The 24,746-nt window shown below is 65.6% G+C and carries 20 protein-coding genes; 7 read left to right on the forward strand and 13 right to left on the reverse strand.

What is annotated here, in order from left to right; translation table 11 throughout:
* Window positions 1-67: 67 nt before the first annotated feature.
* Window positions 68-1,846 carry an aspartate--tRNA ligase gene (aspS, locus tag ASPHE3_RS09995; RefSeq protein ID WP_013601106.1) on the reverse strand — a complete coding sequence of 593 codons (1,779 nt, stop codon included), beginning with the start codon at window positions 1,844-1,846 and terminating at the stop codon, window positions 68-70.
* Between the two features lie 109 nt (window positions 1,847-1,955).
* Between aspS and ASPHE3_RS10000 the strand changes: the two genes are divergently transcribed.
* Window positions 1,956-3,200 (forward strand): APC family permease, encoded by a 1,245-nt coding sequence (locus tag ASPHE3_RS10000; RefSeq protein ID WP_013601107.1) that lies wholly within the window; start codon window positions 1,956-1,958, stop codon window positions 3,198-3,200.
* On the opposite strand, the gene hisS is transcribed toward ASPHE3_RS10000, so the two are convergent.
* A complete protein-coding gene (gene hisS / locus ASPHE3_RS10005) occupies window positions 3,197-4,564 on the reverse strand; it encodes a histidine--tRNA ligase (protein ID WP_013601108.1) in 1,368 nt (455 codons plus the stop codon). The genes ASPHE3_RS10000 and hisS overlap by 4 nt on opposite strands.
* A gap of 232 nt (window positions 4,565-4,796) precedes the next feature.
* On the opposite strand from hisS, the gene ASPHE3_RS10010 reads away from it, so the two are divergent.
* The 3 genes from ASPHE3_RS10010 to ASPHE3_RS21450 all read left to right on the forward strand — a co-directional run bounded on the left by ASPHE3_RS10010 (window position 4,797) and on the right by ASPHE3_RS21450 (window position 8,085).
* Window positions 4,797-5,615 carry a peptidylprolyl isomerase gene (locus ASPHE3_RS10010; RefSeq protein WP_013601109.1) on the forward strand — a complete coding sequence of 273 codons (819 nt, stop codon included), beginning with the start codon at window positions 4,797-4,799 and terminating at the stop codon, window positions 5,613-5,615.
* Window positions 5,616-5,682: 67 nt separating this feature from the next.
* The gene (locus tag ASPHE3_RS10015) at window positions 5,683-7,248 is read left to right on the forward strand and encodes a DUF349 domain-containing protein (protein ID WP_013601110.1); all 1,566 of its coding nucleotides are present in this window, start codon (window positions 5,683-5,685) and stop codon (window positions 7,246-7,248) included.
* A gap of 111 nt (window positions 7,249-7,359) precedes the next feature.
* Complete coding sequence (locus tag ASPHE3_RS21450) at window positions 7,360-8,085, forward strand: type IV toxin-antitoxin system AbiEi family antitoxin (protein WP_148258094.1); 726 nt, start codon at window positions 7,360-7,362, stop codon at window positions 8,083-8,085.
* Here the strand turns inward: ASPHE3_RS21450 and ASPHE3_RS10020 are convergent.
* The 9 genes from ASPHE3_RS10020 to pdxT all read right to left on the reverse strand — a co-directional run bounded on the left by ASPHE3_RS10020 (window position 7,966) and on the right by pdxT (window position 17,900).
* Complete coding sequence (locus ASPHE3_RS10020; protein ID WP_013601112.1) at window positions 7,966-10,359, reverse strand: RelA/SpoT family protein; 2,394 nt, start codon at window positions 10,357-10,359, stop codon at window positions 7,966-7,968. The two genes, ASPHE3_RS21450 and ASPHE3_RS10020, sit on opposite strands and share 120 nt — an antisense overlap.
* A 132-nt stretch (window positions 10,360-10,491) precedes the next feature.
* On the reverse strand, window positions 10,492-11,517 hold the full coding sequence (gene secF, locus ASPHE3_RS10025) for a protein translocase subunit SecF (protein ID WP_013601113.1): 1,026 nt from the start codon (window positions 11,515-11,517) through the stop codon (window positions 10,492-10,494).
* On the reverse strand, window positions 11,517-13,274 hold the full coding sequence (secD, locus tag ASPHE3_RS10030) for a protein translocase subunit SecD (RefSeq protein WP_013601114.1): 1,758 nt from the start codon (window positions 13,272-13,274) through the stop codon (window positions 11,517-11,519). The genes secF and secD overlap by 1 nt, the downstream gene beginning before the upstream one ends.
* 99 nt (window positions 13,275-13,373) lie before the next feature.
* On the reverse strand, window positions 13,374-13,793 hold the full coding sequence (gene yajC, locus ASPHE3_RS10035) for a preprotein translocase subunit YajC (protein WP_013601115.1): 420 nt from the start codon (window positions 13,791-13,793) through the stop codon (window positions 13,374-13,376).
* A gap of 209 nt (window positions 13,794-14,002) precedes the next feature.
* Entirely contained in the window at window positions 14,003-15,091 is a 1,089-nt protein-coding gene (ruvB, locus tag ASPHE3_RS10040; protein WP_013601116.1) for a Holliday junction branch migration DNA helicase RuvB, read from the reverse strand.
* Entirely contained in the window at window positions 15,084-15,728 is a 645-nt protein-coding gene (gene ruvA, locus ASPHE3_RS10045) for a Holliday junction branch migration protein RuvA (RefSeq protein WP_013601117.1), read from the reverse strand. Before ruvA ends, ruvB begins: the two co-directional genes overlap by 8 nt.
* Before the next feature lie 92 nt (window positions 15,729-15,820).
* Window positions 15,821-16,399, reverse strand: a complete 579-nt coding sequence (gene ruvC, locus ASPHE3_RS10050) for a crossover junction endodeoxyribonuclease RuvC (RefSeq protein WP_013601118.1) — start codon at window positions 16,397-16,399, stop codon at window positions 15,821-15,823.
* A 31-nt stretch (window positions 16,400-16,430) separates the two neighbouring features.
* Complete coding sequence (locus ASPHE3_RS10055) at window positions 16,431-17,186, reverse strand: YebC/PmpR family DNA-binding transcriptional regulator (RefSeq protein WP_013601119.1); 756 nt, start codon at window positions 17,184-17,186, stop codon at window positions 16,431-16,433.
* Between the two features lie 3 nt (window positions 17,187-17,189).
* On the reverse strand, window positions 17,190-17,900 hold the full coding sequence (gene pdxT / locus ASPHE3_RS10060; protein ID WP_013601120.1) for a pyridoxal 5'-phosphate synthase glutaminase subunit PdxT: 711 nt from the start codon (window positions 17,898-17,900) through the stop codon (window positions 17,190-17,192).
* A gap of 91 nt (window positions 17,901-17,991) precedes the next feature.
* Between pdxT and ASPHE3_RS10065 the strand changes: the two genes are divergently transcribed.
* Together ASPHE3_RS10065 and ASPHE3_RS10070 are read left to right on the forward strand one after the other, a co-directional pair.
* Window positions 17,992-19,284 carry a Mur ligase family protein gene (locus ASPHE3_RS10065; RefSeq protein WP_174266593.1) on the forward strand — a complete coding sequence of 431 codons (1,293 nt, stop codon included), beginning with the start codon at window positions 17,992-17,994 and terminating at the stop codon, window positions 19,282-19,284.
* The gene (locus ASPHE3_RS10070) at window positions 19,281-20,033 is read left to right on the forward strand and encodes a type 1 glutamine amidotransferase (RefSeq protein ID WP_013601122.1); all 753 of its coding nucleotides are present in this window, start codon (window positions 19,281-19,283) and stop codon (window positions 20,031-20,033) included. Before ASPHE3_RS10065 ends, ASPHE3_RS10070 begins: the two co-directional genes overlap by 4 nt.
* A gap of 55 nt (window positions 20,034-20,088) precedes the next feature.
* Here ASPHE3_RS10070 and ASPHE3_RS10075 read toward each other — a convergent pair whose 3' ends face one another.
* Window positions 20,089-21,390 carry a CapA family protein gene (locus ASPHE3_RS10075; protein WP_013601123.1) on the reverse strand — a complete coding sequence of 434 codons (1,302 nt, stop codon included), beginning with the start codon at window positions 21,388-21,390 and terminating at the stop codon, window positions 20,089-20,091.
* Window positions 21,391-21,465: 75 nt separating this feature from the next.
* On the opposite strand from ASPHE3_RS10075, the gene ASPHE3_RS10080 reads away from it, so the two are divergent.
* Complete coding sequence (locus ASPHE3_RS10080) at window positions 21,466-23,478, forward strand: M3 family metallopeptidase (RefSeq protein WP_013601124.1); 2,013 nt, start codon at window positions 21,466-21,468, stop codon at window positions 23,476-23,478.
* 284 nt (window positions 23,479-23,762) lie between these two features.
* Here ASPHE3_RS10080 and pdxS read toward each other — a convergent pair whose 3' ends face one another.
* Entirely contained in the window at window positions 23,763-24,689 is a 927-nt protein-coding gene (pdxS, locus tag ASPHE3_RS10085; RefSeq protein ID WP_041652076.1) for a pyridoxal 5'-phosphate synthase lyase subunit PdxS, read from the reverse strand.
* Window positions 24,690-24,746 lie beyond the last annotated feature (57 nt).

A 24,746-nucleotide genomic window follows, 5' to 3' on the forward strand; every position in this document is an offset into this window, starting at 1 on the left:
TTCCTTTGCAGATAAGCCTGAAGGCCCTCCCGTGCAGGAGGACCTTCAGGTGATGCGGGTTGGTTTCCTATTTGGCTTCTGCCGGTTTTGCCTCCGGCTTGAAGTCGACGCCGGCTTCCTTGCGCTGCTGCGGCGTGATGGGTGCCGGGGCTGCAGTCAGGGGATCGTAGCCGTTGCCGGTCTTGGGGAAGGCAATAACGTCGCGGATGGAGTCCACGCCGGACAGGAGCGCCACCACGCGGTCCCAGCCAAAGGCGATGCCGCCGTGCGGGGGTGCGCCGTACTTGAAGCCTTCCAGCAGGAAGCCGAACTTCTCCTGGGCGTCCTCGTGCGAGAGGCCCATGACTTCGAAGACGCGTTCCTGGACGTCGCTCTGGTGGATACGGATGGAGCCGCCGCCGATTTCGTTGCCGTTGCAGACGATGTCGTAGGCGTAGGCCAGGGCGGACTCGGGATCCGTGTCGAAGCTGTCCATGTATTCCGGCTTGGGCGATGTGAACGCGTGGTGCACGGCCGTCCACTTGCCGGCGCCAACGGCGACGTCGCCGGACGCAACTGCCGCCGCGGCGGGCTCGAACATCGGTGCATCCACCACCCAGCAGAAGGCCCAGTCGTTGGGGTCGATCAGCCCGGTCCGGTGGCCGATTTCAACGCGGGCTGCGCCGAGCAGGGCACGGGCGGCAGACTTCTCGCCGGCGGCGAAGAAGATGCAGTCCCCCGGCTTGGCGCCCACGGCATCGGCGAGGCCGGAACGTTCGGCTTCGGTCAGGTTCTTCGCCACCGGACCGGCAAGTTCGCCGTCTTCCTTGAAGAGAACGTAGGCCAGGCCCTTGTGGCCGCGCTGCTTGGCGAACTCCTGCCAGCCGTCCAGGGTGCGCCGCGGCTGGGAAGCACCGCCCGGCATCACCACGGCACCAACATACGGCGCCTTGAAGACACCGAAGTTTGTGTCCTTGAAGAATTCCGTCAGCTCCGTGAGCTCCACGCCGAAGCGGAGGTCCGGCTTGTCGGAGCCGAAGCGGGCCATGGCGTCGTGGTACGTGATCCGCTGGATCGGCGTCGGGATTTCGACGTCGATAAGCTTCCACAGTGCCTTGACGATGCTCTCGCCCAGGGCAATGATGTCGTCCTGCTCCACGAAGCTTGCCTCGATGTCCAACTGGGTGAACTCGGGCTGCCGGTCAGCACGGAAGTCCTCATCCCGGTAGCAGCGGGCGATCTGGTAGTACTTTTCAAAACCGCCCACTTGCAGTAGCTGCTTGAACAGCTGCGGCGACTGCGGAAGGGCGTACCAGGAACCCGGCGCCAGGCGCGCGGGAACCACGAAGTCGCGGGCGCCCTCCGGCGTCGACCGGGTCAGTGTGGGGGTCTCGACTTCAACGAACCCGTCCTGGTGGAGCAGCTCGCGGGCCACCCGGTTGGCTTCGGAGCGAAGCCGAAGGTTGCGTGCGGGCCCGGGGCGGCGCAGGTCCAGGTAGCGGTGCTTCAGGCGTGCTTCCTCACCCACCTCAACGTGCTCGTCGATCTGGAACGGAAGGGGATCGGAGGTGTTGAGGATGGTGACCTTTTCGGCCATCACCTCGATCTCACCGGTGGCCAGGGCGGGGTTTTCATTGCCCTCCGGCCGCCTGGACACGGTGCCGATGATCTGCAGGACGTACTCGTTGCGCAGGCCGTGGAAGACTTCCTCCTCACGGACCACCACCTGTGCCACGCCGGAAGCATCACGCAGGTCAACGAAGGCCACGCCACCGTGATCACGACGGCGGCCCACCCAGCCGGCCAGGGTTACGGTTTGTCCAATGTGCTCGGAACGAAGGGATCCGAGGTCATGTGTGCGCAGCACAGCACGCCTTTCTGCGGGGTAACAGCGGGAAGTCGATCTGGAAGTTAAATAGGATCGTTACGGGAACAATCCCGTTCGAGTTTACCCGCTGCAAAGGGACTGCCACCGCATGAGCGCACACCAGCAACTTCAACGCAGGCTCGGCACGTTCGACGCCACTGCGATAGGCCTGGGCTCCATGCTGGGCGCCGGGGTCTTCGTGGTCTTCGCTCCTGCGGCGGCGCTGGCGGGCCAGCTCCTGGCCCTCTCGGTGGTCATCGCGGGGGCGGTGGCCTACTGCAATGCCGTGGCCTCCGCCGCGCTTGCCGCCAGGTACCCCACCAGTGGCGGGACGTACATCTACGGACGGGAACAGCTTGGCCAGTGGCCAGGTTTCCTTGCAGGCTGGGGCTTTGTCACCGGCAAGACCGCTTCCTGTGCCGCCATGGCGCTGACGTTCGGCAGCTACATCTCTCCCGGGTATGCCGTGCCGGTGGCCATCGCCGCCGTGGTTGCCCTGACCGTTGTGAACCTGTTTGGCATTACCCGCACGGCCCTGCTCACCCGCATCCTGCTGTGCGTAGTGCTGGCCACCCTGGTCTTCGTCGCCGTGGCAGCAGCCATGGGACCGCATCCCGATCCCGCCGCGGCCGGACCCGACGGCGCTGCTTCCCCCGCCGGCGTGCTCCCCGCTGCCGGCCTGATGTTCTTCGCGTTCGCCGGCTACGCCAGGATTGCGACCCTGGGCGAGGAGGTCAAGGATCCTGCCCGCGCCATTCCACGCGCCATCCTGGCGGCACTGGCCGGCGCCTTCGCCATCTACCTCACGCTGGCCCTGCTCCTGTTGAACCACCTTCCCGGCGGGCAGCTCGCCGCCACCACCACACCCCTCCTTGACGCCGTGCTGCAGTCCCGGCTCGAGGCAGGCGCTCCTATCGTCCAGGCAGGAGCCGCGGCCGCATGCCTTGGCGCGCTCCTTGCCCTCATCACCGGTGTGGGCCGCACCACGCTGGCCATGGCACGGGAACGCGACCTGCCCGGCCTGCTGGCCAAGGTTGGCGGCCGGCACACGGTGCCGTACGCCGCGGAACTTGCCGTGGCCGCCGTCGTCATCCTGCTCCTGCTGACCACCGACGTCATGACGGTAGTGGGGTTCTCAAGCTTTGGCGTCCTGATCTACTACGCCGTGGCCAACGCATCCGCGTTCACCCTGGACCGGCATCCCGGCTACGCGCCGCGCTGGCTCAACGCAGCCGGTTTCCTTGCCTGCCTGCTGCTCGCGTTCACCCTGCCGCCGGCGTCAGTTGCGACCATGGCGGCGGTGCTTGCCGCCGGCGTGGCAGGGCGGTGGGTTGTGCTGCGGTTCCGCCGCTAAACCGCCGCAGGCTCGGACACCGTTGATACCTGGACCGTCAGGTCTTCTGCCGGCGGAGTCCAGGTCTCGGGGGCGGCCACCACCTGCTCCCCGGTGCGAATGTCCTTGACCTGGTGCGTGCCGTCGTCGTCAGTGAACCACACGAACGGGATGCCGCGCCGGTCAGCGAACTTGATCTGCTTGCCGAATTTCTCCGCCTTCGCCGCCACCTCGGTGGGAATCCCGCGGCTGCGCAACTGCGCGGCAACGTCCTGGGCAACGTCCCAGCTGTCCTCGTTCGCGAGGGCCACCAGCACGGCCGTGGGCACCGAACGGGATGCCCTTGCCAGGTCCTGGCTGAGGATGCGTGACACCAGGCGGGTCACTCCGATGGAGAGCCCCACCCCCGGGAACTTCCGGTTTCCCTTGGACGCCAGGGCGTCATACCGTCCGCCGGAGCAGATGGAGCCAAGCTGCTCGTGGCCCACCAGGACCGTTTCCACCACGGTGCCGGTGTAGTAGTCCAGGCCGCGGGCGATGCTGAGGTCGGCCACCACCTTGCCGGGGGCCCGCTGCACGGCAGCTTCGACCACCTGTTCGAGTTCAGCCAGGCCTTCCTCAAGCAGATCGTTGGTGACGCCCAGCGCCTGGACCTGCGCCACGAACGAGGTGTCTTCCGCACGGATTCCGGCCAGCTGCAGGGCTTTCTGCGCCTGCTCGTCCGTGGCGCCCAGTTCGGACTTCAGCAGTTCGGCCACCTTCGCCGGGCCGATCTTCTCGAGCTTGTCGATGCTCCGCAGCACGCCGGCAGTGTCATCCAGTCCGATGCCGCGGTAGAACCCCTCCGCGAGCTTCCGGTTATTGATGCGCAGGCGGAAATCAGGAATCGGAAGGGCACTCAGCGCCTCGGCGATGACCAGGGCAATCTCCACGTCATAGCGGAACGGCAGCTCGCCGTCGCCCACCACATCGATGTCCGCCTGGGTGAATTCGCGCGCCCTGCCCTCCTGGGGACGTTCGCCGCGCCACACCTTCTGGATCTGGTAGCGCCGGAACGGGAAGGCCAGGTATCCGGCGTTTTCGACGACGTAGCGGGCAAAGGGGACGGTCAGGTCGAAGTGCAGGGCAAGTGCATGCGGATCAGCTTTTCCTTCTTTGACAGGGTTGGTGCCCTCGTCTTCCTGGAGCCGGCTGAGTCCATACACTTCCTTGTCGATTTCGCCCTTGCGCAGCAGCTGGCCCACCGTTTCAACTGCCCGGGTTTCGATCGAGGAGAACCCATGGAGTTCAAAAACCCTGCGCAGCGTGTCAAGCACATGGAGCTCCACCAGCCGCTCCTCGGGAAGCCACTCGGGGAATCCGGACAGGGAGGCGGTGCGTGCCATGGTGGAGTATCTCCTCTTGGTGAAGGCTGCCAGACCTGCGCGGCGATCGGCCCGAAACGGTCCTTGCGACGGCGGCAGTCCAGCCAGTCATGCATAAACTATGTGCGGCAGTCAGTTTATGCGCCTTCCGCCGGCATCTCTAATGCGGCGGAAAGGCGGGTGTGACCGCCAAACACCTGCTACCAGCGGCCCAGGGCCACCGGGTGCAGCACCCCGACTAGAAGGAGGACCCTTGGCGGCCAGTCCACGCAGTGCCCGCGAGGCCAAACGGCGCATCCAGCAGATGGAAGCCAAGCGCGCCATGCGGCGGGACCAGGAGAACCGCCGCAAGCGCGACAACCTGCTCGCCGCCGGTGCCGGGGCAGCCGCGGTGGTGCTCGCCGTCGTCCTCCAACTCACCGCCTTTGCCGGAAATCCCACCGAAGAGGAATTCGCAGCCGCGGAGGCCGGGCTGTCCAGCCCGTCGGCCTCCGCAAGCCCGTCGGCAGACCCGTCTGCCCAGGCAACCAACGGCCCCAACATCCCCGCCGCCGACACCGCTGCCGGCAAGACCTTCACGGGTGAACTGGTGCTCAACGGCAGCGCCCTCGGTGTTGAGCTGGACGGGACCAAGGCTCCACAGGCAGCCGCAGTCTTCAAATCCCTCAGCGACGAAGGCTTCTACGCCGGAAAGTCCTGCCACCGTTTGACCACCGGGGAGTCCTTTGGCGTCCTGCAATGCGGTTCGGCGTCGGGCGACGGGCAGGGTGACCCGAACTACACCTGGGGACCACTGGAAAACACCCCAGCGGACAATACCTATCCGGCTGGAACCATCGCGGTGGCCCGTACCGGCAACAACGCCTACGGAAACGGCACGCAATTCTTCATTGTCTACAAGGACACGGTCATCCCGGCAGACAGTGCCGGCGGCTACACGGTGGTGGGACGGGTAACATCCGGGCTGGACATCGTCTCGGATATCGCTGCCGCCGGCATCACGCCGGGCAGCAGCGACACAGACGGCGCACCCGTGGAACCAGTCACGATAGACTCATTTTCTCTGAAGTAGGAAGCCCGGCCTGCGAGGCCGCGGTGCAGTACGTGAGTATTTCCCTCCAAGCGAAAGACTTTTAGCGGTGACAGACAGTCAGAAATCCGACGAAACAGCAACAGACCTGGCCGAAGCGGAGGCCATCGAGGCAGCCCAGCCAGGACCCGAGGCAGCCGGCACCCCCGCTGCGGACGCACCCGGGGCCGGGGCTGCCGCTGCAGAAGAACCCAGTGCCGGTGAGGTCCCGGCGGCCGGCACCCCTGCTGAGGAAGCACCTGCACCTGCACCCGTACCCGCATCCCGCCCGGCCGCACCCTCCCCGGCTGCATTCGCTTCACGGCCCAAGCCTGCTGCTGCCGCTCCGGCCGCAACACCGGTTCCGGCAGCTCCTGCAACCTCCCTGGCCGAAGCGTCGAAATGGGGACGCGTTGAAGGTGACGGGCATGTCTTCCTGACCATCGACGGCGGCGAGCACGCCGTGGGCCAGTACCCGGGCGTCAGCGACGACGAAGCCCTGGCGTACTTCGCCCGGAAGTACGACGACATCGTGGCCCAGATTGTGCTGCTTGAACAGCGCGTCAGCTCCAAGGCACCCAGCACCGACATGCAAAAGACGGTGACGCACCTCCGGGAGCAGCTCGCCGAGCGGAATATGGTGGGCGACCTGCGGGCGGCAGAAGCGCGGCTGGACAAGCTTGCAGGCCAGATCGAAGAGCTTGAGAAAGCCGAAAAGGCCCAGCATGACGCCCTCCGCGCGTCGGAGCTTGCGGCCCGCGAGGCGATCGTTGCCGAAGCTGAGCAGATCTCCGGCCAGGACCCTGCACAGACGCAGTGGAAAACCTCCAGCGCGCGGATGAACGAGCTTTTCGAGAGCTGGAAGGCAGCGCAGAAGAGCGGCGTGCGCCTGGGCCGCAGCAATGAAGACGCCCTGTGGAAGAGGTTCCGCGCTGCCCGCACGGTATTCGACCGGCACCGCCGCGCCTACTTCTCCCAGTTGGACAGCAACAACTCTGCTGCCAAGTCGGCCAAGGAGAAGCTCATTGCTGAGGCGGAAGCACTCTCCAGCTCCACGGACTGGGGTTTTGCCGCGGGCGAATACCGCCGGCTGATGGACCAGTGGAAGGCCTCCCCGCGCGCCAGCCGCAAGGACGACGACGCACTCTGGGCCCGCTTCCGCGCCGCCCAGGATGTCTTCTTCACCAACCGGCAGGCAGCCAACGACGAGATCGACCAGGAATACGCCGCCAACCTTAAGGTCAAGGAAGCGCTCCTGGCGGAGGCCAACACCATCTTGCCCGTGAAGGACCTTGCAGCGGCAAAGAAAGCCCTGCAGTCCGTCCGTGACCGGTGGGAAGAGGCGGGCAAGGTTCCCCGGGCTGACATGGGCCGTATTGAGGCCGGACTGCGCAAGGTTGAAGACGCCGTCCGCCAGGCCGAAGACGAGCAGTGGCAGCGGTCCAACCCGGAGCGCAAGGCGCGCACCAACAGCGCCCTGTCCCAGCTCGAAGCTGCGATCGCAGGCCTGCAGGACGACCTGGCCGCGGCTGAGAAGACCGGCGACCAGCGCAAGATCAAGGCTGCGCGTGAAGCCCTTGAGGCCCGCCAGGCATGGCTGGACCAGATCCAGCGGTCGGCAAGCGAGCTCACCTGAGTCCCCTGCGCTGACATCAGCGCACACCTTCCGTGAAGGTCCGGTTCCGGTTATCCACATACCCGGAACCGGGCCTTCGTCCGTTAATGGATCCCGGGGCAGGATGGACGAATGGCGACTCCATCGGCTAGCGCCGGCCCAGAACATCCAACACCGGCAGAAGCACCTGCCCGGTTCCCCGAGCTGTATGCGCCCGGCATGCCGTTCGCCTGGCCGGAATTGCAGTCCCTTGCCTCGGATGGCCTGCTGGACCGGCTGCACCATCGCGGCTATACGCTGCCGGGCATGCCGACATCACCGCAGTTGCGTGCGCGTGCGGCAGCGGGATCAGTGCCCCCGTCCATCCGCCAGCGTGTTGTCGCCGGCCGCATGACAGCCGCCTGGATCTACGGCTGCGCCGGCGAGCCTGACAGGCTTGCCCTGCTCGTGGATGCGAAACGAAGGGTTTCCAGCCTCCGGAACACCAGGGGCTGTACGCTCCATGAGGTGAAGCTGGGCCCGCTGGACGTCGTCAGCCTCGGCGGACTTATGGTTTCCAGCCCCCTGCGGACGGCGCTGGACATTGCACTGCACGTGGAATCCGCATCTGCCATCCCCGCCCTGGAGTCCCTGTTGGCCCGCCCGCAGAATGATGTCCGCCTGCGCCTGCTGGTCCTCGCCATCGAAGCAACGCCGCGGGTGCCCCACAAGAAGGCTGCGTTGGAGAAGCTTGCGGCGCTAGTTCCGGCGCTTGTTTCCGGTAGTCCGGTACACGTCGAACACACCGTCGATCCTGCGGACAGCGCTCAGGACGTGGCTGAGGTACTTGGGGTCACCCATTTCAAAGGCGAACTTTGAGATGGCCACCCGGTCCGTGGACGTATGCACACTGGCTGCAAGGATGTTCACGTGGTTCTCGGACAGTACCCGGGTGACGTCCGACAGCAGCGATTTGCGGTCCAGGGCCTCCACCTGGATCTCCACCAGGAACACACTGGACTGCGTCGGTGCCCAATCCACATCCACAATCCGGTCCGGCTGGTCCTTCAGGTCTGAAATGTTGGTGCAGTCGGTCCGGTGCACGGAAACCCCGGAGCCCCTGGTCACGAAACCGAGGATGGGATCTGGCGGCACCGGTGTGCAGCAGCGGGCGAGCTTGACCCAGACGTCGCCCACGCCGCGAACCACCACGCCGGAGTCGGAGAACCGGGCCTTGGTGACCTGGGTGGGAATGCTGACTTCGGCGATGTCATCGTCGGCGCTTTCATTGCCGCCGAGGTTTTCGACCAGCTTTTCCATCACCGACTGGGCGGACGTATGCCCGTCCCCCACACCGGCATACAGGCCCGAGATGTCGACGTACTTGAATTCCTCGGCTACTGCGGCAAGGGCCTCATGGGTCATCAGCCGCTGCAGCGGGAGGTTCTGCTTCCGCATGGCACGGGTCAGCAGTTCCTTGCCGCGGTCGATCGCTTCCTCGCGGCGTTCCTTGCTGAACCATTGGCGGATCTTGTTCCGGGCCCTGGCGCTCTTGACGAAGTGCTGCCAGTCCTGGCTGGGCCCGGCTCCTTCGGCCTTCGAGGTGAAGATCTCAACCCAGTCACCGTGGTTCAGTTCGCTGTTGAGCGGAACCAGTTTGCCGTTGACGCGGGCACCAATCGTCCGATGGCCCACCTCGGTGTGCACCGCATAGGCAAAGTCCACGGGCGTGGAGCCGGCAGGCAGCGCCATGACCTCGCCCTTGGGCGTGAAGACGAACACCTCGCGGGCGTTGATCTCGAAGCGCAGCGAGTCGAGGAACTCGCCCGGATCGGACGTTTCCTGCTGCCAGTCCACCAGGGAACGCAGCCAGCCCATGTCGCCGTCGCGGGGACTCCCCGGTCCAACGGCAGTGCGGTTGGGCTGGTCCTTGTACTTCCAGTGCGCTGCCACGCCGTACTCGGCACGGCGGTGCATTTCATGGGTACGGATCTGGATTTCCACAGGTTTGCCGCCGGGCCCGATCACCGTAGTGTGCAACGACTGGTACATGTTGAACTTCGGCATCGCGATGTAGTCCTTGAACCTGCCCGGCAGCGGGTTCCAGCGCGAGTGCATGGTGCCCAGGGCCGCGTAGCAGTCCCGGACGGAGTCCACCAGCACCCGGACGCCCATCAGGTCGTTGATGTCATCAAAGTCCTTATCGCGGACGATCATCTTCTGGTAGATGGAGTAGTAATGCTTCGGCCGGCCCGTGATGGTGGCCTTGATCTTGGCGGCGCGGAGGTCCTCTGTAATCTGGTCGCGGATGACGCTGAGGCTCTTCTCCCTTTCAGGGGTCCTGTCCCCCACCATCCGGACGATCTCCTCGTAGACCTTCGGGTACAGGGCAGCGAAGGAGAGGTCTTCCAGTTCCCACTTGATGGTGTTCATGCCCAGCCGGTGCGCCAGCGGGGCGAAAATTTCCAGAGTCTCACGGGCCTTGCGCGCGGAGGACTCGGCCGAGACGAAACGCCAGGTCCGTGCATTGTGAAGCCGGTCGGCCAGTTTGATCATCAGGACGCGGATGTCCTTGGCCATGGCCACAACCATCTTGCGCACGGTCTCGGACTGCGCTGCCTCCCCGAAGCTGACCTTGTCCAGCTTGGTCACGCCGTCCACCAGCATGGCCACTTCGGGGCCGAAGTCCCGCTTCAGGTCCGCCAGCGTGTACGGGGTGTCCTCCACGGTGTCGTGCAGGAGGGCGGCAGCCAGGGTGGTGCCGCTGAGGCCCAGTTCAGCGAGGATGGTGGCCACCGCCACCGGATGGGTGATGTACGGATCGCCGCTCTTGCGCTTCTGCCCGCGGTGGCTTTGCTCAGCGACGTCGAACGCACGCTGGATCAGGTCGAAATCCTCTTTGGGATTGTTGGCGCGGACAGTCCGCAGCAACGGCTCAAGGATAGGCGAGTACGTGGCCGTGCTGCGCCCCGTCAGCCGGGCAAGCCGGGACCGGGTGCGCTCCCTGCGCCCCGGAAATGTGGGACGGGAACCCGAGTTGTCGACGGGAACCAGCGGGCCCGGGCGCGCAGATGCAGCCACCCCGGCCGGCGTACCGTGGGCAGGACTCTTGTCTCCCTGTGCCGTTGGCGCTGACGCCGAACGTTCTTCCAATGAAGCACCCCTCACCACAGTTTCAATTACTTCAGTCTATTCCCCGCGGCGGGGAGTTTTATAACCGGGTGCTTAAACACGGACGGGCCGGACAACGCCAAGGTTATGGCGCTGTCCGGCCCGAACTGGCGCTTAGGCCTGGGCCGGTTCCGCGGCGGCCCGTCCGGCGGTGGATTGTCCCGCAGCGGCACGCCGGTGTTCAACCCGCTTGGCCTGCCTGACAAGGTCCGGCTCATTCTGCCGCAGCCAGGCATACATTGGAGCTGCCACGAAGATCGTGGCGGCCGTGCCGATGAGGATTCCCACGAACAGGGCAAGCGACAGGTCGCGCAGCGTCCCGGCGCCGAGGAGGCCGGCACCGATGAACAGGATGGCGCCAACCGGGAGGATGGCCACCATCATGGTGTTGATGGACCGGACCAGGGTCTGGTTCACGGCAAGGTTCACTTCCTCCGCGAAGGTCCGGCGGGTGGACGCGTCCAGGTCCGCGGTGTTCTCCCGGATCTTGTCGAAGACCACCACGGTGTCGTACAGCGAGTAGCTGAGGACGGTCAGGAACCCGATGATGGCGGACGGAGTGACTTCGAAGTCGCTGAGGGCATAGACGCCGGCGGTGATGAACATCGTGACCGCCATGCCTGCGATGGCTGAGAGCGACATCTTCCACGTGCGGAAGTACAGCGCCATCAGGACAGCCGCGAGGAGTACGAAGATCACCAGGCCGATCAGTGCTTGCTTGGTGACATCGGCACCCCATGTCGGCCCCACGAAGGTGGAGGTCACCTCGTCGTCGGTGACGCCGTAAGCGCTGGTGAGGCCTTCTTTGATGCGGAGCGTTTCATCGTCGGTGAGCTTGTCCGTCTGGATCCGCATGGTGGTTCCGGCCACGTTGGCCACCCTGGGCACGCTGCCGGGAACAACGTCCGTGACAGCCTTCTCCCCCAGGGCAGCGTCTGTGGTCTGAACGTTGGAGACTGTGAATTCTGACCCGCCGCGGAACTCGATACCCAGGTTGAACCCGCCCTTGGCCACGGGAATGATGATGGAGAGGGCGACGCCCACCGCCGCGATGATGAACCAGATTTTCTTGGCGCCCACGAAGTTGTAGGACCGCTTTCCGGTGTAGAGCTCGTTGCCGAAGTTGGCGAAGCTTGACATTACTTGTTCTCCTTCGCTGAGGACTTCGAGGAGCCCGCGAGCTGCTCCTGCTTTTCCGCCATCCGGCGTTCGGCGATGGTCATCCTGCGCTCGGCCTCTGCTGCCGCGCCGGCATTCTTGGCGCGGACTGCGGCCGGCTTGTCCTCGGGGGTCCGGATCCGGCCGGCGCCGCGGTAGAGCGGAACGGCGCCGAGTCGCTTGGGGTCAAGGCCGGACAGCGGATGTCCCTCGCCAAAGAACCTGGTGCGTGCCAGAAGCTGCAGCGTGGGGTGGGTGAACATGAAGACGACGATGAGGTCGGCGATGGCCGTCAGGCCCAGCGTAAAGGCAAAGCCGCGGACGTTGCCGACTGCGACGAAGTACAGAACCAGTGCGGCCAGCAGGTTGACGGCCTTGGATGCCAGGACTGTCCGCTTGGCACGCTTCCAGCCATTTTCGACGGCGGAGACCAGGCCGCGGCCCTCGCGGAGTTCGTCACGGATCCGCTCGAAGTAGACGATGAACGAGTCCGCGGTCTGGCCGATGGCCACGATGATGCCCGCCACACCGGCGAGGGACAGCCGGTAGTTCTCTGTCCAGCCCAGGATGGCGATGGCGAGATACGTCAGGACGCCGGCCACCACCAGGGAGGCAATGGTCACGAATCCCAGGGCCCGGTACTGGAACAGCGAGTACACCACCACGAGCAGGAGTCCAATGACGCCTGCCAGGAGGCCCATGCGCAGCTGCTCGCCACCCAGGGTGGCGGATATCTGCTGCTCGCTCTGGATCTCGAAGCTGATGGGCAGGGCGCCGAACCGGAGCTGGTCTGACAGAGCCTTTGCACTCTGTTCCGTGAAGCCGCCGGTGATCTGCGGCCGGCCGTCGGTGATGACAGCAAGGGAGCGGGGAGCAGAGATGACCTGGTCGTCCAGCACAATGGCGAACTGGGCTTTGGGGTCGTTGCCTGCGTCGCCGCCGGCTGCAACATAAAACTGGTTCAGGCGCTCGGTGACTTCCTTGAACTTGGCCGTGCCTTCGTCGTCGAACTGGATGTTGACGGCCCAGTCGTTCGTGACGGCACCCTGGGCACCCTGCTGGAGCTGGAAGGAGGACGTGACGATGTTGCTGCCCTTGACCTCCACGGGACCGAGGATGTACTTGATGGCGGGGTTTGTGTCCGTGGCAGGCTCACAGGTGACCAGCGGCTTGGCTGGATCGGAGCGCTCCTGTTCGTCCTGGGCGGGGTTCTCGCAATCCAGCGCTTCGAACTGGCGGTAAATCTCGGGGGTGATCCAGTTGGTGTCGCTGCTGTTGGCGGGCTCCGCCGTCGGCTTGGGCAGCTGGTCTTCGGGTGCGCGCTGGTCCTCAGGAACGGGTGCGCCGGCTGCGGTAAGCAGGACGGGCCGGAAGTTCATGTCCGCCGAGGCCTGGATCAGGTCCCGGGTCTGGCTGGAGGGGGTGCCGGGAAGGCTGACCACCACGTTGCGCCCGGACTGGGTACTGATCTCGGCTTCGGCAACGCCGGAACCGTCAACGCGCTGCCGGATGATCGCCACAGCCTGGTTGAGCTGTTCCTCGTTGATGTCCGAACCGCCCTCGACCTTGGGCGCCAGGATCATCTGGGTACCGCCCTCGAGGTCCAGGGCCAGTTTGGGAGCCCAGCTTGCCTGCCCGGCGAGGGTGCCGCCGGCCAGCACAGCGGTGAGCGCGGCGAGGATTACACCGAGCCAGACCAGGACCCGGAGGCCTGGTTTCTTGGGGCCAGTTCGTGCCATTGTGGATCTTTCTCTTATTCACGGAGGAACCGCCGGTGCCTGCTGATGCTTGCACCGGCGGCGGTCCGCAGCGGTAGAGGTTGAAAAGCGGTTGCGGGACTAGCTGTCCTTCTTGCCCTCATCGTTGAGGCGCTTCAGGGTCTCGTCCTGCGTCTCTGCGGTTTCCGCCGGCTGGGCGGGGGCAGCCGGTTCCTGTGCCGTGACACCCTGGCCGGTGATGGAGGAGGCGTCATCGGGAACGGCCGGGGCAGCAGCCTCCGGCACGGCAGCGGGTTCAACGATCTTGGTGACAGCCTGGCGGTGGACCGTGGCGAGGTTGCCGGGGGAAAGCTCAAGGGTGACCTTGTTCTCGGCTTCGTCCATGTCCACAATCCGGCCGAAGAGGCCGAAGCTGGTCATGACTTCGACGCCCGGGCCGAACTTCGACTGGAGTTCCGCCTGCTGCTGCTGCGTCTTCTTGTTGCGGCGGAACATCATGAAGATGAACACACCGAGCATGACGAACAGGAGAATTGACATTGGATCCAAGGGGAATTCCGTCCTTTATTTGCCTAGCTGAATTGGCGGCAACAGGGGCTTTGGTCCGGCGGGGCAGGACTGCCGGGCAGGCAGAAGCCTGCCGGTTTCCGTCCCCAGCGGGGCGGGAAGCAGTTGTGCGGCCCGCGAAACAAAGACCCGTACGTGCCGAGCGTCATACCAGTCTAAAGGGAAAAGCTGAAGACATCCTGCTATTGGCTTGCAGGGGTCCAGTCCCCTGCCGGACCGTCCTCTTCCCCGGCGGGCTCGAAGAGGTCCAGCTGCTCCTGCGCAAAGACCCCCGAAGGTATGGAGTAGCCGAGGTGCGTCCAGGCCGGTGCCATCGCGATCCTGCCGCGCGGGGTGCGCCCCAGCAGGCCTTCGCGGACAAGGAACGGCTCCGCTACGGTCTCCACAGTCTCGGTTTCTTCGCCGACGGCGATGGCCAGGGTTGCCAGCCCCACCGGACCGCCGCCGAACTTGGTGATGAGCGCCTCCAGGACGGCGCGGTCCAGGCGGTCCAGGCCTTTCTTATCCACTTCATACATATCCAGGGCGGCAGAGGCTGCCCTGGCATCGATCTGTTCGATGTCGTGGACCAGGGCCCAGTCCCGGACGCGCCGCAGCAGCCGGTTGGCGATACGGGGGGTACCGCGCGAACGTCCTGCGATTTCAGTGAAACCCGCGGAATTGACCTTGAGGTCCAGCAGCCCGGCCGAGCGCCGCAGGACGAGTTCAAGTTCCGGCACGGAATAGAACTCCAGGTGGCCGGTGAACCCGAACCTGTCGCGCAGCGGGCCGGGCAGCAGCCCCGCGCGTGTAGTGGCACCGACCAGGGTGAAAGGCGGCAGCTCCAAGGGAATGGCCGTGGCGCCGGCTCCCTTGCCTACCACGATGTCCACCCGGAAGTCCTCCATGGCCATGTACAGCATTTCTTCTGCCGGCCGGGACATTCGGTGGATTTCGTCCAGGAACAGGACCTCACCTTCGGAAAGGGAGGAAAGAATGGCGGCGAGGTCACCCGCGTGCTGGATGGCGGGTCCGCTGCTGATCCGAAGCGGTGCGTTCATCTCTGCGGCCACGATCATGGCCAGGGTGGTCTTGCCCAGGCCAGGCGGGCCGGAGAAAAGTACGTGGTCGGCGCTGCGGCCGCGCATCCTGGACGCCTTGAGCACCAGGGACAACTGCTTGCGCACCCGGTGCTGGCCCACGAAGTCGTCCAGGTTTTTGGGCCGGAGCGCAGCCTCGATGGCACGTTCCTCCGGCTCTTCGCCGGCGGCCACCAGGGACGGTTCAGCCACGGCTGCCTACGCGGTTGCCCGCCCGGGCCCCGTCCTGGCCGAGCCACCGCAGGGTGGTCCGCAGGATTTCGGGGACGTTGCCGCGGAAGGAGACCTCGGGCTCGTCTGCCAAGGCCTTGTCAATGCTGGCGGACGCGTCCTTTTCCGACCAGCCCAGGCTGGTCATGGCGGCGACCACCTGGGGCTTCCAGGAGGCTTCGGCCGCGGTGGGTGCGGCAGCGGTACCTGCCGTGCCCTGGGGCACCAGCTTTCCAGCGAGCTCAAGCACGATCCTCCCTGCAACCTTGGGCCCGATCCCCGGCACCTTGGTGAAGGTCTTGCTGTCGCCGGTGTGCGCCGCGACCCGAATGGCCTCGGGATCGTGCACTGCAAGGACCGCAAGTGCCAGCCGGGGACCCACACCGCTGACACTGAGCAGGACGTCGAAAACTTCACGCTCGTCGTCGGACGCGAAGCCGAAAAGAGTCAGTGAGTCCTCCCGCACAATCAGGGAGGTGAAGAGCTGGCCTTCTTCCCCGGTGCGCAGCCCGCTCAGGGTCTGTGGGGTGGCGTTGACGCTCATCCCTGCACCGTTAAGGTCAATCACCGCAGTGGAAAGACCCACGTGCGCTACCGTTCCGCGAAGGAAACTGATCAAGGCCGGGCTCCTGGTGTACTGCCGGGTCCACAGGGCAGCAGAACCGGCTATCCGAACATATTTACGAATACCCTAGCAAGCAGCCAGGACAATCAGCGCGCGCGGCGCGCCTTTGCCTCCGCCTCGGCCCAGGCACGCTGCGCCGGCGTCAGGGACGAATTGCCCGGACCTGTGGTGGCGACAGCGGCGCCGCTGCCTGCCCGCCATGCATGGGTGATGGCCAGGGCCAGGGCGTCAGCGGCATCCGCCGGACGCGGCGGGGCGTCCAGGCGCAGGATCTTGGTGACCAGCTTGGTCACGGCGTCCTTGTTCGAGGATCCGCTGCCGGTCACGGCCGCCTTGACCTCCGAGGGCGTGTGCAGGGCAACCGGAATCCCGCGGCGTGCGGCGGCGGCAATGACCACCCCGGACGCCTGGGCCACGCCCATCACCGTGCTGACGTTCAGCTGGGAGAAGACGCGTTCGACGGCGAGGACCTGCGGTTCGTAGCGGTCCAGCCATTCGTCGATGGAGCAGGCAATCAGCAGGAGCCGCTGGTCGAGCGACTCCTCCGGCGAGGTCCCCACGACGCCGACAGCCACCATGGTTGCCCGCCGGTTCCGCTCCACGTCCACCACGCCGATCCCGCAGCGGGTCAGTCCGGGGTCCACCCCGAGGACGCGCAGCGTCACGGCTGCGCTGGTCCGGCGGGCGGCAGGTGCGTCACTCAGATTCCAGGGCGGCCTGGACGTCGTCGCTGAGGTCGGCGTTGCTGTAGACGTTCTGGACGTCGTCGAGGTCCTCCAGTGCGTCCGCGAGCTTCAGGAACTTGCGTGCGCCGTCGACGTCGAGCTCCACCTGCATGGAGGGGACGAACTCCACCTCGTCGGTGTCATACTCGATGCCGGCTTCCTTGAGTGCCTCGCGGATGGCGGGAAGATCGCCCGGTTCCGAGTGGATCTCGAAGGTGTCGCCGTTGTCCTTGACTTCCTCCGCGCCCGCGTCCAGGACTGCCATCAGGACGTCGTCCTCGCTGAGGCCGTTCTTGGGCAGGTTGACAACGCCCTTCCGGGTGAAGAGGTAGCTCACGGAACCAGGGTCGGCGATGGTGCCGCCGTTGCGGGAAATCGCCAGTCGGACCTCGGAGGCGGCGCGGTTCTTGTTGTCGGTGAGGCACTCGATCAGCAGCGCGGAACCCTGCGGGCCCCGGGCTTCGTACATGATCTCGGTGTAGTCCACCACTTCGCCGGTGAGGCCGGCACCGCGCTTGATGGCGCGGTCGATGTTGTCGTTGGGCACGGAGGTCTTCTTGGCTTTGGTGACCGCCAGTTCCAGGCCCGGGTTGCCGGCCAGGTCCGGCCCGCCCATCCGCGCGGCAACTTCGATGTTCTTGATCAGCTTGGCGAACGACTTGGCGCGGCGGCTGTCAATGATCGCCTTCTTGTGCTTGGTCGTCGCCCATTTGGAGTGGCCTGACATGCTTTACGCTTCTCCTCTGATCATGCGGATAAAAAGTTCATGGATGCGTTTCTCACCGGTCACTTCCGGGTGGAAGGAGGTGGCCAGCAGGTGGCCGGAACGCACTGCAACAATTCTAGCCGTCCCGGGCAGCGGGACCGCGTGGGACGCGTGGTCCGGGTCGGCCGGTTCCACCTGGGCAAGGATTTCGACGCCGGTCCCCACCCGTTCCACCCATGGCCCCCGGATGAATACGGCATGGACGGGCGGGACGCCGTTCTCCGTTGCGCTGAAGTCAAGTCCCTTGAATTCCAGGTCCGTCTCGAAGGACTCGCGCTGCCGGCCGAAGGCGTTGCGGCGGACGGTGATGTCCAGGCCGCCGAAGGTCTGCTGCGGCGCGCCGGCCAGGTCTGTTGCGGGATCGGCAATGTCAGAGGCCAACAGGATCATGCCGGCGCAGGAGCCGTAGACCGGCAGGCCCCCGGCAATCCGTTCCTTGAGCGGCTCGGCCAGGTCGAAGGCACGTGCCAGCTTGTCGATGGCGGTGGATTCACCGCCCGGGATGACCAGCCCGTCCAGCCCGTCCAACTCCTCCGGGCGGCGGATGCCAACGGCCTCGGCCCCGGTCAGTTCGATGGCGTGCAGGTGCTCGCGGAAGTCGCCCTGCAGTGCCAGCACACCGATACGCAGGCCGGCGCCAGGGCGCGCAGAATCAGCTGAAAGGGAATTTGCCATCCATCCAGCATACGGGGACGGGCCTTTCCACCGGTTCCAAGTGAAGGCACCCGACAGCGGTTGCATGCCGTTGCTGGGATATATTCAAAACATGCTCTCCTTCAGTGTTCCGCTCGGCAAGCTGGTCCGCCGGGTGTCCCGGCTTCGGGGCGGCGGTTCCGCCCTGCCCGGTCTGGTGGTCGAAAAAATCGATCCCGGCTTCATGCGGCGGACACTCACCACGCTCCCCCATGGCGTCGCGGTTGTCAGCGGCACCAACGGCAAGACCACCACCACCAAAATGGTGGTTGAGCTCCTGGAAAGCCAGGGTTTGAAGGTCTTCACCAACCGCACCGGCAGCAATTTCACCCGCGGTGTTGCCGCCGCACTGCTGGGCGAGGTGGACTGGCGCGGCCGGCTGGATGCCGACGTCGCGGTCCTTGAACTCGACGAGGCCCACGCAGTGCACTTTGTGAACAGCGTCCCGCCCCGCTACTGCCTCCTGCTCAATGTCCTCAGGGACCAGCTGGACCGCTTCGGCGAGATCGACAAAACCGCCCAGCTGCTGCAGCACATTGCCGCCAAGACCACCGGAACGGTCGTCTTGAACCGGGAGGACCCCCGGGTTGCCCGGATCGCGGAGACCCTCACCGGCCAGGACGTCAAATATTTCGGGCTGGACGATTCGCTCCTGAGCACCTTCCCCAACGACGACGACATGCGCGCCGCTCCCGGCAGCCCCGCCCCGGCGACCCTGCCGGAGAAGCCGGCGGCCGACGTCGTGCTTCGCAAGGTAGGCGCGGACACGGCTGAATTCGAATACGACGGCGTCACCGTCACCACGGGCATGAAGCTTCGGGGTGTTTACAACATCTTCAACGCGGCCGCCGCGCTGACGCTTGCGCGGAGCATCTGCGGCAGCGGCGCCGCCACTGCCAACCACGAAACCCTGCTGGAGGCGCTGTCCCACGTGGCACCGGCCTTCGGACGCGGCGAAAGCCTGACCGTTGACGGCCAGCCGCTGGACCTGGTGCTGGTGAAGAATCCAAGCGGATTCCGGCTCGGCCTGAAATCGTTCCCCGCCGGCGGTTACGCCACCATGATCGCCATCAACGACAACTACGCCGACGGCCGTGACATGTCCTGGCTCTGGGATGTGGAATTCGATTCCCTGCGCGAGGGCGGCGTGGACCAGCTGACCGGTTCCCGGGCCTACGACATGGCCCTCCGCCTGCAGTATGACGAGGTCCCCATCGGAAACGTCGAGCCGGACATTGCCCCCGCCCTCGCGGCTTTCATCCGGGAAGCCCAGGGCAAGCCGAAGCGCATTTTCTGTACCTATACAGCCATGCTGGCCATCCGCCGCGAGCTGTCCAAAATCACCACCGTGGAGGTTGTCTCTTGAACCAGGCAGGTGCGGGGTCCGTGGAAGACGGCAAAGGCACTGTCCGCGTGGTGCAGCTTTATCCGCGCGACATGAACATATACGGCGACTGGGGCAACGCGCTGGTCCTGAAGCGCCGGCTCAGCTGGCACGGCTACACCCCGGAGCTGCTCGAGTACAACGTGGGCGATCCTTTTCCGGACGACGTGGATATCATCCTGGGCGGCGGCGGGCAGGACAGCGGCCAGCTGGTCATTCAGGACGACCTTCAGTCCCGGGGCGGAGCGTTGAAGGACCTGGCCGAGGACGGCGTGCCGATGCTGGTCATCTGCGGGCTCTACCAGCTTTTCGGCAAGTTCTTCAAGACCAGGACCGGGGCCGTGATTCCCGGCATCGGCGTCCTTGACGTGGAAACCCACGGCACGGACGAACGGCTGATCGGGAATGTGAAGGTGTCCACTCCGGAGTTCGGCGAAGTGCTGGGCTACGAGAACCACAGCGGACAGACCACCCTGGGCAGTGGCGTGCGGCCTTTGGGCACCACCCCGAAAGGCATGGGGAACAACAGCACCGACGGCCACGAGGGCGCCCGGTACCGCAACATCGTGGCCAGCTACCTGCATGGATCCCTCCTGCCGAAGAACCCTGCCATCGCCGACTTCCTGATCCGGACGGCAGCCGAACGCAAGTACGGCACCTTCCTGCCCGGCCACCCGGACGATCATTACGCCGAGCTGGCCCGGGAACACGCGGCGCGGCGGCCGCGCTAGGCACACCTGCTCCAGGAACGGACGCACGACGGCGGCGCTCCCCTTTGCGCGCCGGCTACGGTTCGCGGGAGATGAGGAGCTCGTGGGCTCCCGCCGCCGCAGCCCCCATGGATTCCACCACACCGATGGTCCGCTGCCTTGTAGCGGCGTCCGCTTCCGGTCCGGCGCAGGGCCCCTGTGGGGCGTCCGAGGCCACGGAGCACCAGCGGTACGGATCCCGGACTATGACGGACGGTGCCCACGCAAGGTCGGTGGCGGACCACTTGCCGGAGCTGTCCTGCCCAAACTGCACCCTGACCAGCAGTCCCTCATTGTTGACCACGTACCACGGTGAGAGTTCGGTGACGCCGTTGCCGAGACCGTACACGATCCAGGTGCCCTTGTAGTTTTCAATGGGCAGGACCGAATGGGTGTGGTGTCCATACACCAGGTTGAACTGGCCACTGTCCACCAGGGCATGCGCCACTTCCTGCTGCTGCATGTTGGGGGCACCGGCGTATTCGTCCCCCGCGTGCAGTGCCGCCAGGACGATGTCCGCACCCAGGGCCCGGGCCTTCTCCGCTTTGGCGATCATCGTGGGCGCATCCAGCATGTCCACCTGCCAGGGATGGTCCGGAACGAGTCCGTTCAGTCCGTAGGTAGCCTGGATGAGCGCAATCTTTGCTGCGGGCGTCTGCATGATGAGGATTCCGCGGGACTCGCTCTCGGTACGGTAAGAGCCTGTGTGCTTGAGGCCGGCGGCGTCCAGGTGGTCCAGGGTGCGGAGGAGCCCGTCGGTCCCGCGGTCGATAGTGTGGTTGCTGGCGGTGGTGCAGGCCTGGTAGCCCACCTCTTTCGCTGCCGTTATGATCTGCGGCGGGACGTTGAAGGACGGGTAGGCGGAGAATGGTCCATCAGGACCGGCCACCGGTGTTTCCTGGTGGCAGATGGCCAGGTCGCTGTTCCTGATGTAGCGGCGCTGGCCTTCCAGCAGCGGCACGAAGTCCAGCCCCGGCTTGCCGGCAGCCGCCGCGTCCTGCTGGGCCTGCTGCCACAGCTGGGTGTGGACCAGCATGTCGCCGGTTACCAGCACCGACGTGCACCGGAGAACGGGGCAGCCGGGCCCCTTGCCGGGAGTCGGGGTGGGAGTGGGCGTCGGCGCAGTCGTTGCGGTGGATGGCGGGACCGGGCTGCCTTGCCCGCTTGCATCCCCTGCTCCGGCCGGCGCGGAAGTCCCTGGCCGGGCAGTGGAGCCGTCCTGCTCCGCGACCAGGCCGCAGCCCGCCAGGGCGCCTGCCAGCAGCACCGAAACGGCCAGCGCCATGGCGGATGTCCGGGAGCGGCGGCGCACCGGTTCCCTGCCGGTTATGGTCCCCATACTGGCCATTCTAGGGACGGCCGCGTGGCGTGGCGCACATTGAGAAGCGTGGCCTGCTGTGAAAGGTTTTACATCATGACCAACCCCCTTTTGGCCGCCAGTCCCCTGCCGTACGGACTGCCGCCCTTCGCCGAAATCACGCCAGCCCATTATGAGGAAGCCATCACCGCGGGCCTGGCCGGCCACCTGGCGGAGATCAAGGCCATCGTGGACAACCCCGAGCCCGCAACGTTCCACAACACCGCACTGGCGATGGAGCGGTCGGGCCGGCTGCTGGAGCGGGCAGCAGCCTCCTTCTTCACACTGGTCTCAGCCGATGCCTCTGACGTGATCCGCGGGCTTGAGACGAAACTTTCCCCGCTGTTCTCGGTGCACCAGGACGAGGTGTACCTGAACCGGGCGCTGTTCGAGCGGTTCGCAGCGATTGAACCAGAAGGGCTCGACGCCGAATCGGTGCGGCTGGTGGATGAGTACCTCAAGGAATTCCGGCAGTCGGGCATCCAGCTTGAGGGACCGGACCGGGAACGGCTCAAGGCCATCAACGCCGAGCTTGCACGGCTGGGGACGGAGTTCGGGCAGCGGGTCAAGGAAGGAATGAAGGCCGCTGCGCTCCTGCTGGACGATGCAGGGGAGCTGGCCGGCCTGCCGGCAGAGGATATTGCCGGCGCCGCGGAAGCAGCCCGCTCAGCCGGGCATGACGGCAAGTTCCTGCTGACGCTGATCCAACCCAGCAACCAGCCTGCCCTGGCCGCCCTCGAAAACCGCGACGTCCGCCGTCGGCTGTTCGAGGCCTCCGTAGCCCGGGGCAGCGGCGGCGGCAGCCTTGACGTGCTCGAACTCGCAACCTCCATGGCAGGGCTTCGAGCCGAGAAGGCGTCGCTGCTCGGCTTTGCCAACTACGCCGAACTGGTGGTGGACCGGCAGACTGCTCCGGATTTCGAGTCCGTCCAGGCCATGCTCAACCGGATGGCCCCGGCAGCGGTGCGGAACGCGGACCGGGAAGCGGCGGAGCTTGCCGAGGTGGCGGGGCATGCACTCGAGCCCTGGGACTGGGCGTACTACTCGGCGAAGGTCCGGCGGGAGAAATACGCGGTGGACGAGCTGGCCTTGCGTCCCTATTTCGAACTGGACCGGGTCCTTGCCGATGGCGTGTTCTTTGCCGCCACGTCCCTTTACGGCATCACGTTCCATGAACGGGAGGACCTGTCCGGGTACCACCCTGATGTGCGGGTCTGGGAAGTTCGCGACAGGGACGGCGAAGGGCTGGGCCTGTTCCTTGGCGACTACTACACCAGGGAGTCCAAGCGGGGTGGCGCCTGGATGAATTCCCTGGTTGAACAGTCGGCGCTGCTGGGTACGAAGCCTGTTGTCATCAACAACCTGAACATCACCAAACCGCCCGCCGGCGAACCCACGCTGCTGACGCTTGACGAACTGCGCACCACTTTCCATGAGTTCGGCCACGCCTTGCACGGGCTCTTTTCCAACGTGACCTATCCACGGTTCTCCGGCACTTCTGTTCCCCGCGACTTTGTCGAATACCCGTCGCAGGTCAACGAGATGTGGATCATGTGGCCCGAGGTCCTGGAAAACTACGCACGCCACCACGCCACGGGTGAGCCGCTGCCGGCCGACATTGTGGAGAAGCTCAACGAATCCCGGATGTGGGGTGAAGGGTTTGCCACCACGGAGTACCTGGGCGCAGCCCTGCTCGACCTGGCCTGGCATGTCCTGGACGGCAAGGGAATTCCCGAGGACGCGGTGGCCTTCGAGGAGAAAGCGCTGGCCGCCGCAGGCATTGCGCATGCCCTGATCCCGCCCCGGTACCGCACCGGGTACTTTCAGCACGTGTTCGCCGGCGCGGGTTATGCCGCCGGCTACTACTCCTACATCTGGAGCGAGGTCCTGGACGCGGAAACGGTGGACTGGTTCACCGAAAACGCGGGGCTGACGCGCGCCAACGGGGAACGGTTCCGCCAGGAGCTCCTGTCCCGGGGAAACAGCCGCGACCCGCTCGAGTCCTTCCGCATCCTCCGCGGCCGGGACGCAAGGCTGGAGCCGCTCCTCAAGCGCCGCGGCCTCGAGTAAAGCGGCACAGCTCCCAACTGAGTAGCGCTAAGTGTCGTTCTGAGCCCTCAAAACGACACTTAGCGCTACTCAGTTGGGTTAAATGAACGACGCCGGTCCCCCACCCGCAGAGGGTGAGGAACCGGCGTCGTACTTCTTTAGCCAACGCACCCTGGCGAGGGACGGTGTTATCCGGCAGCGTGCGTAAAAGGGGCCCCGCGTCCCGGCTCGCCGCGAAGCGGCCTTAGCAGGACGCGGGGAATAGCGCGCAGAGGATCAGCGCCGCCAGGCGCGAACCAGAGAAATTACCAGCCGCGCTCGGCGAGGCGGTGGGGCTGGGGGATCTCGTCGACGTTGATGCCCACCATGGCTTCGCCCAGGCCGCGGGAGGCCTTGGCGATGACATCGGGGTCATCGAAGAAGGTGGTGGCCTTCACGACGGCGGCGGCACGCTGGGCCGGGTTGCCGGACTTGAAGATGCCCGAGCCGACGAATACGCCGTCAGCGCCGAGCTGCATCATCATGGCAGCATCAGCCGGGGTGGCGATGCCGCCGGCGGTGAACAGCACCACGGGAAGCTTGCCGGCAGCGGCGACTTCCTTGACCAGTTCGTACGGGGCCTGCAGTTCCTTGGCCGCGACGTACAGCTCGTCCTCGGGCAGGGCTGCCAGCTTGGCGATCTCGGAGCGGATCTGGCGCATGTGCCCGGTGGCGTTGGAGACGTCGCCGGTGCCGGCCTCGCCCTTGGAGCGGATCATGGCCGCGCCCTCGTTGATGCGGCGCAGCGCCTCACCCAGGTTGGTGGCGCCGCAGACGAAGGGAACCTTGAAGTTCCACTTGTCGATGTGGTTGACGTAGTCCGCAGGGGTGAGGACCTCGGACTCGTCAATGTAGTCCACGCCGAGGGACTGCAGGACCTGGGCTTCGACGAAGTGGCCGATCCGGGCCTTGGCCATCACCGGGATGGACACGGCGTCGATGATCTGGTCGATCATGTCCGGATCGGACATGCGGGAGACGCCGCCCTGGGCGCGGATATCGGCCGGAACGCGTTCCAGCGCCATCACGGCAACGGCACCGGCGTCTTCGGCGATGCGGGCCTGTTCGACGTTGACGACGTCCATGATGACGCCGCCCTTGAGCATCTCAGCCATACCGCGCTTGACGCGGTTGCTGCCCGTGACGCTGTTCGCGGACGAACCGGCTTCGCTGCTTACATCAGGTGTAGACACAAAAACCCCTATGGGTAGATAGATGACCTTCGCCGGGGGTGCAGGGCGGCACGCAGA

It is taken from the genome of Pseudarthrobacter phenanthrenivorans Sphe3, assembly GCF_000189535.1.
GTDB lineage: Bacteria > Actinomycetota > Actinomycetes > Actinomycetales > Micrococcaceae > Arthrobacter > Arthrobacter phenanthrenivorans.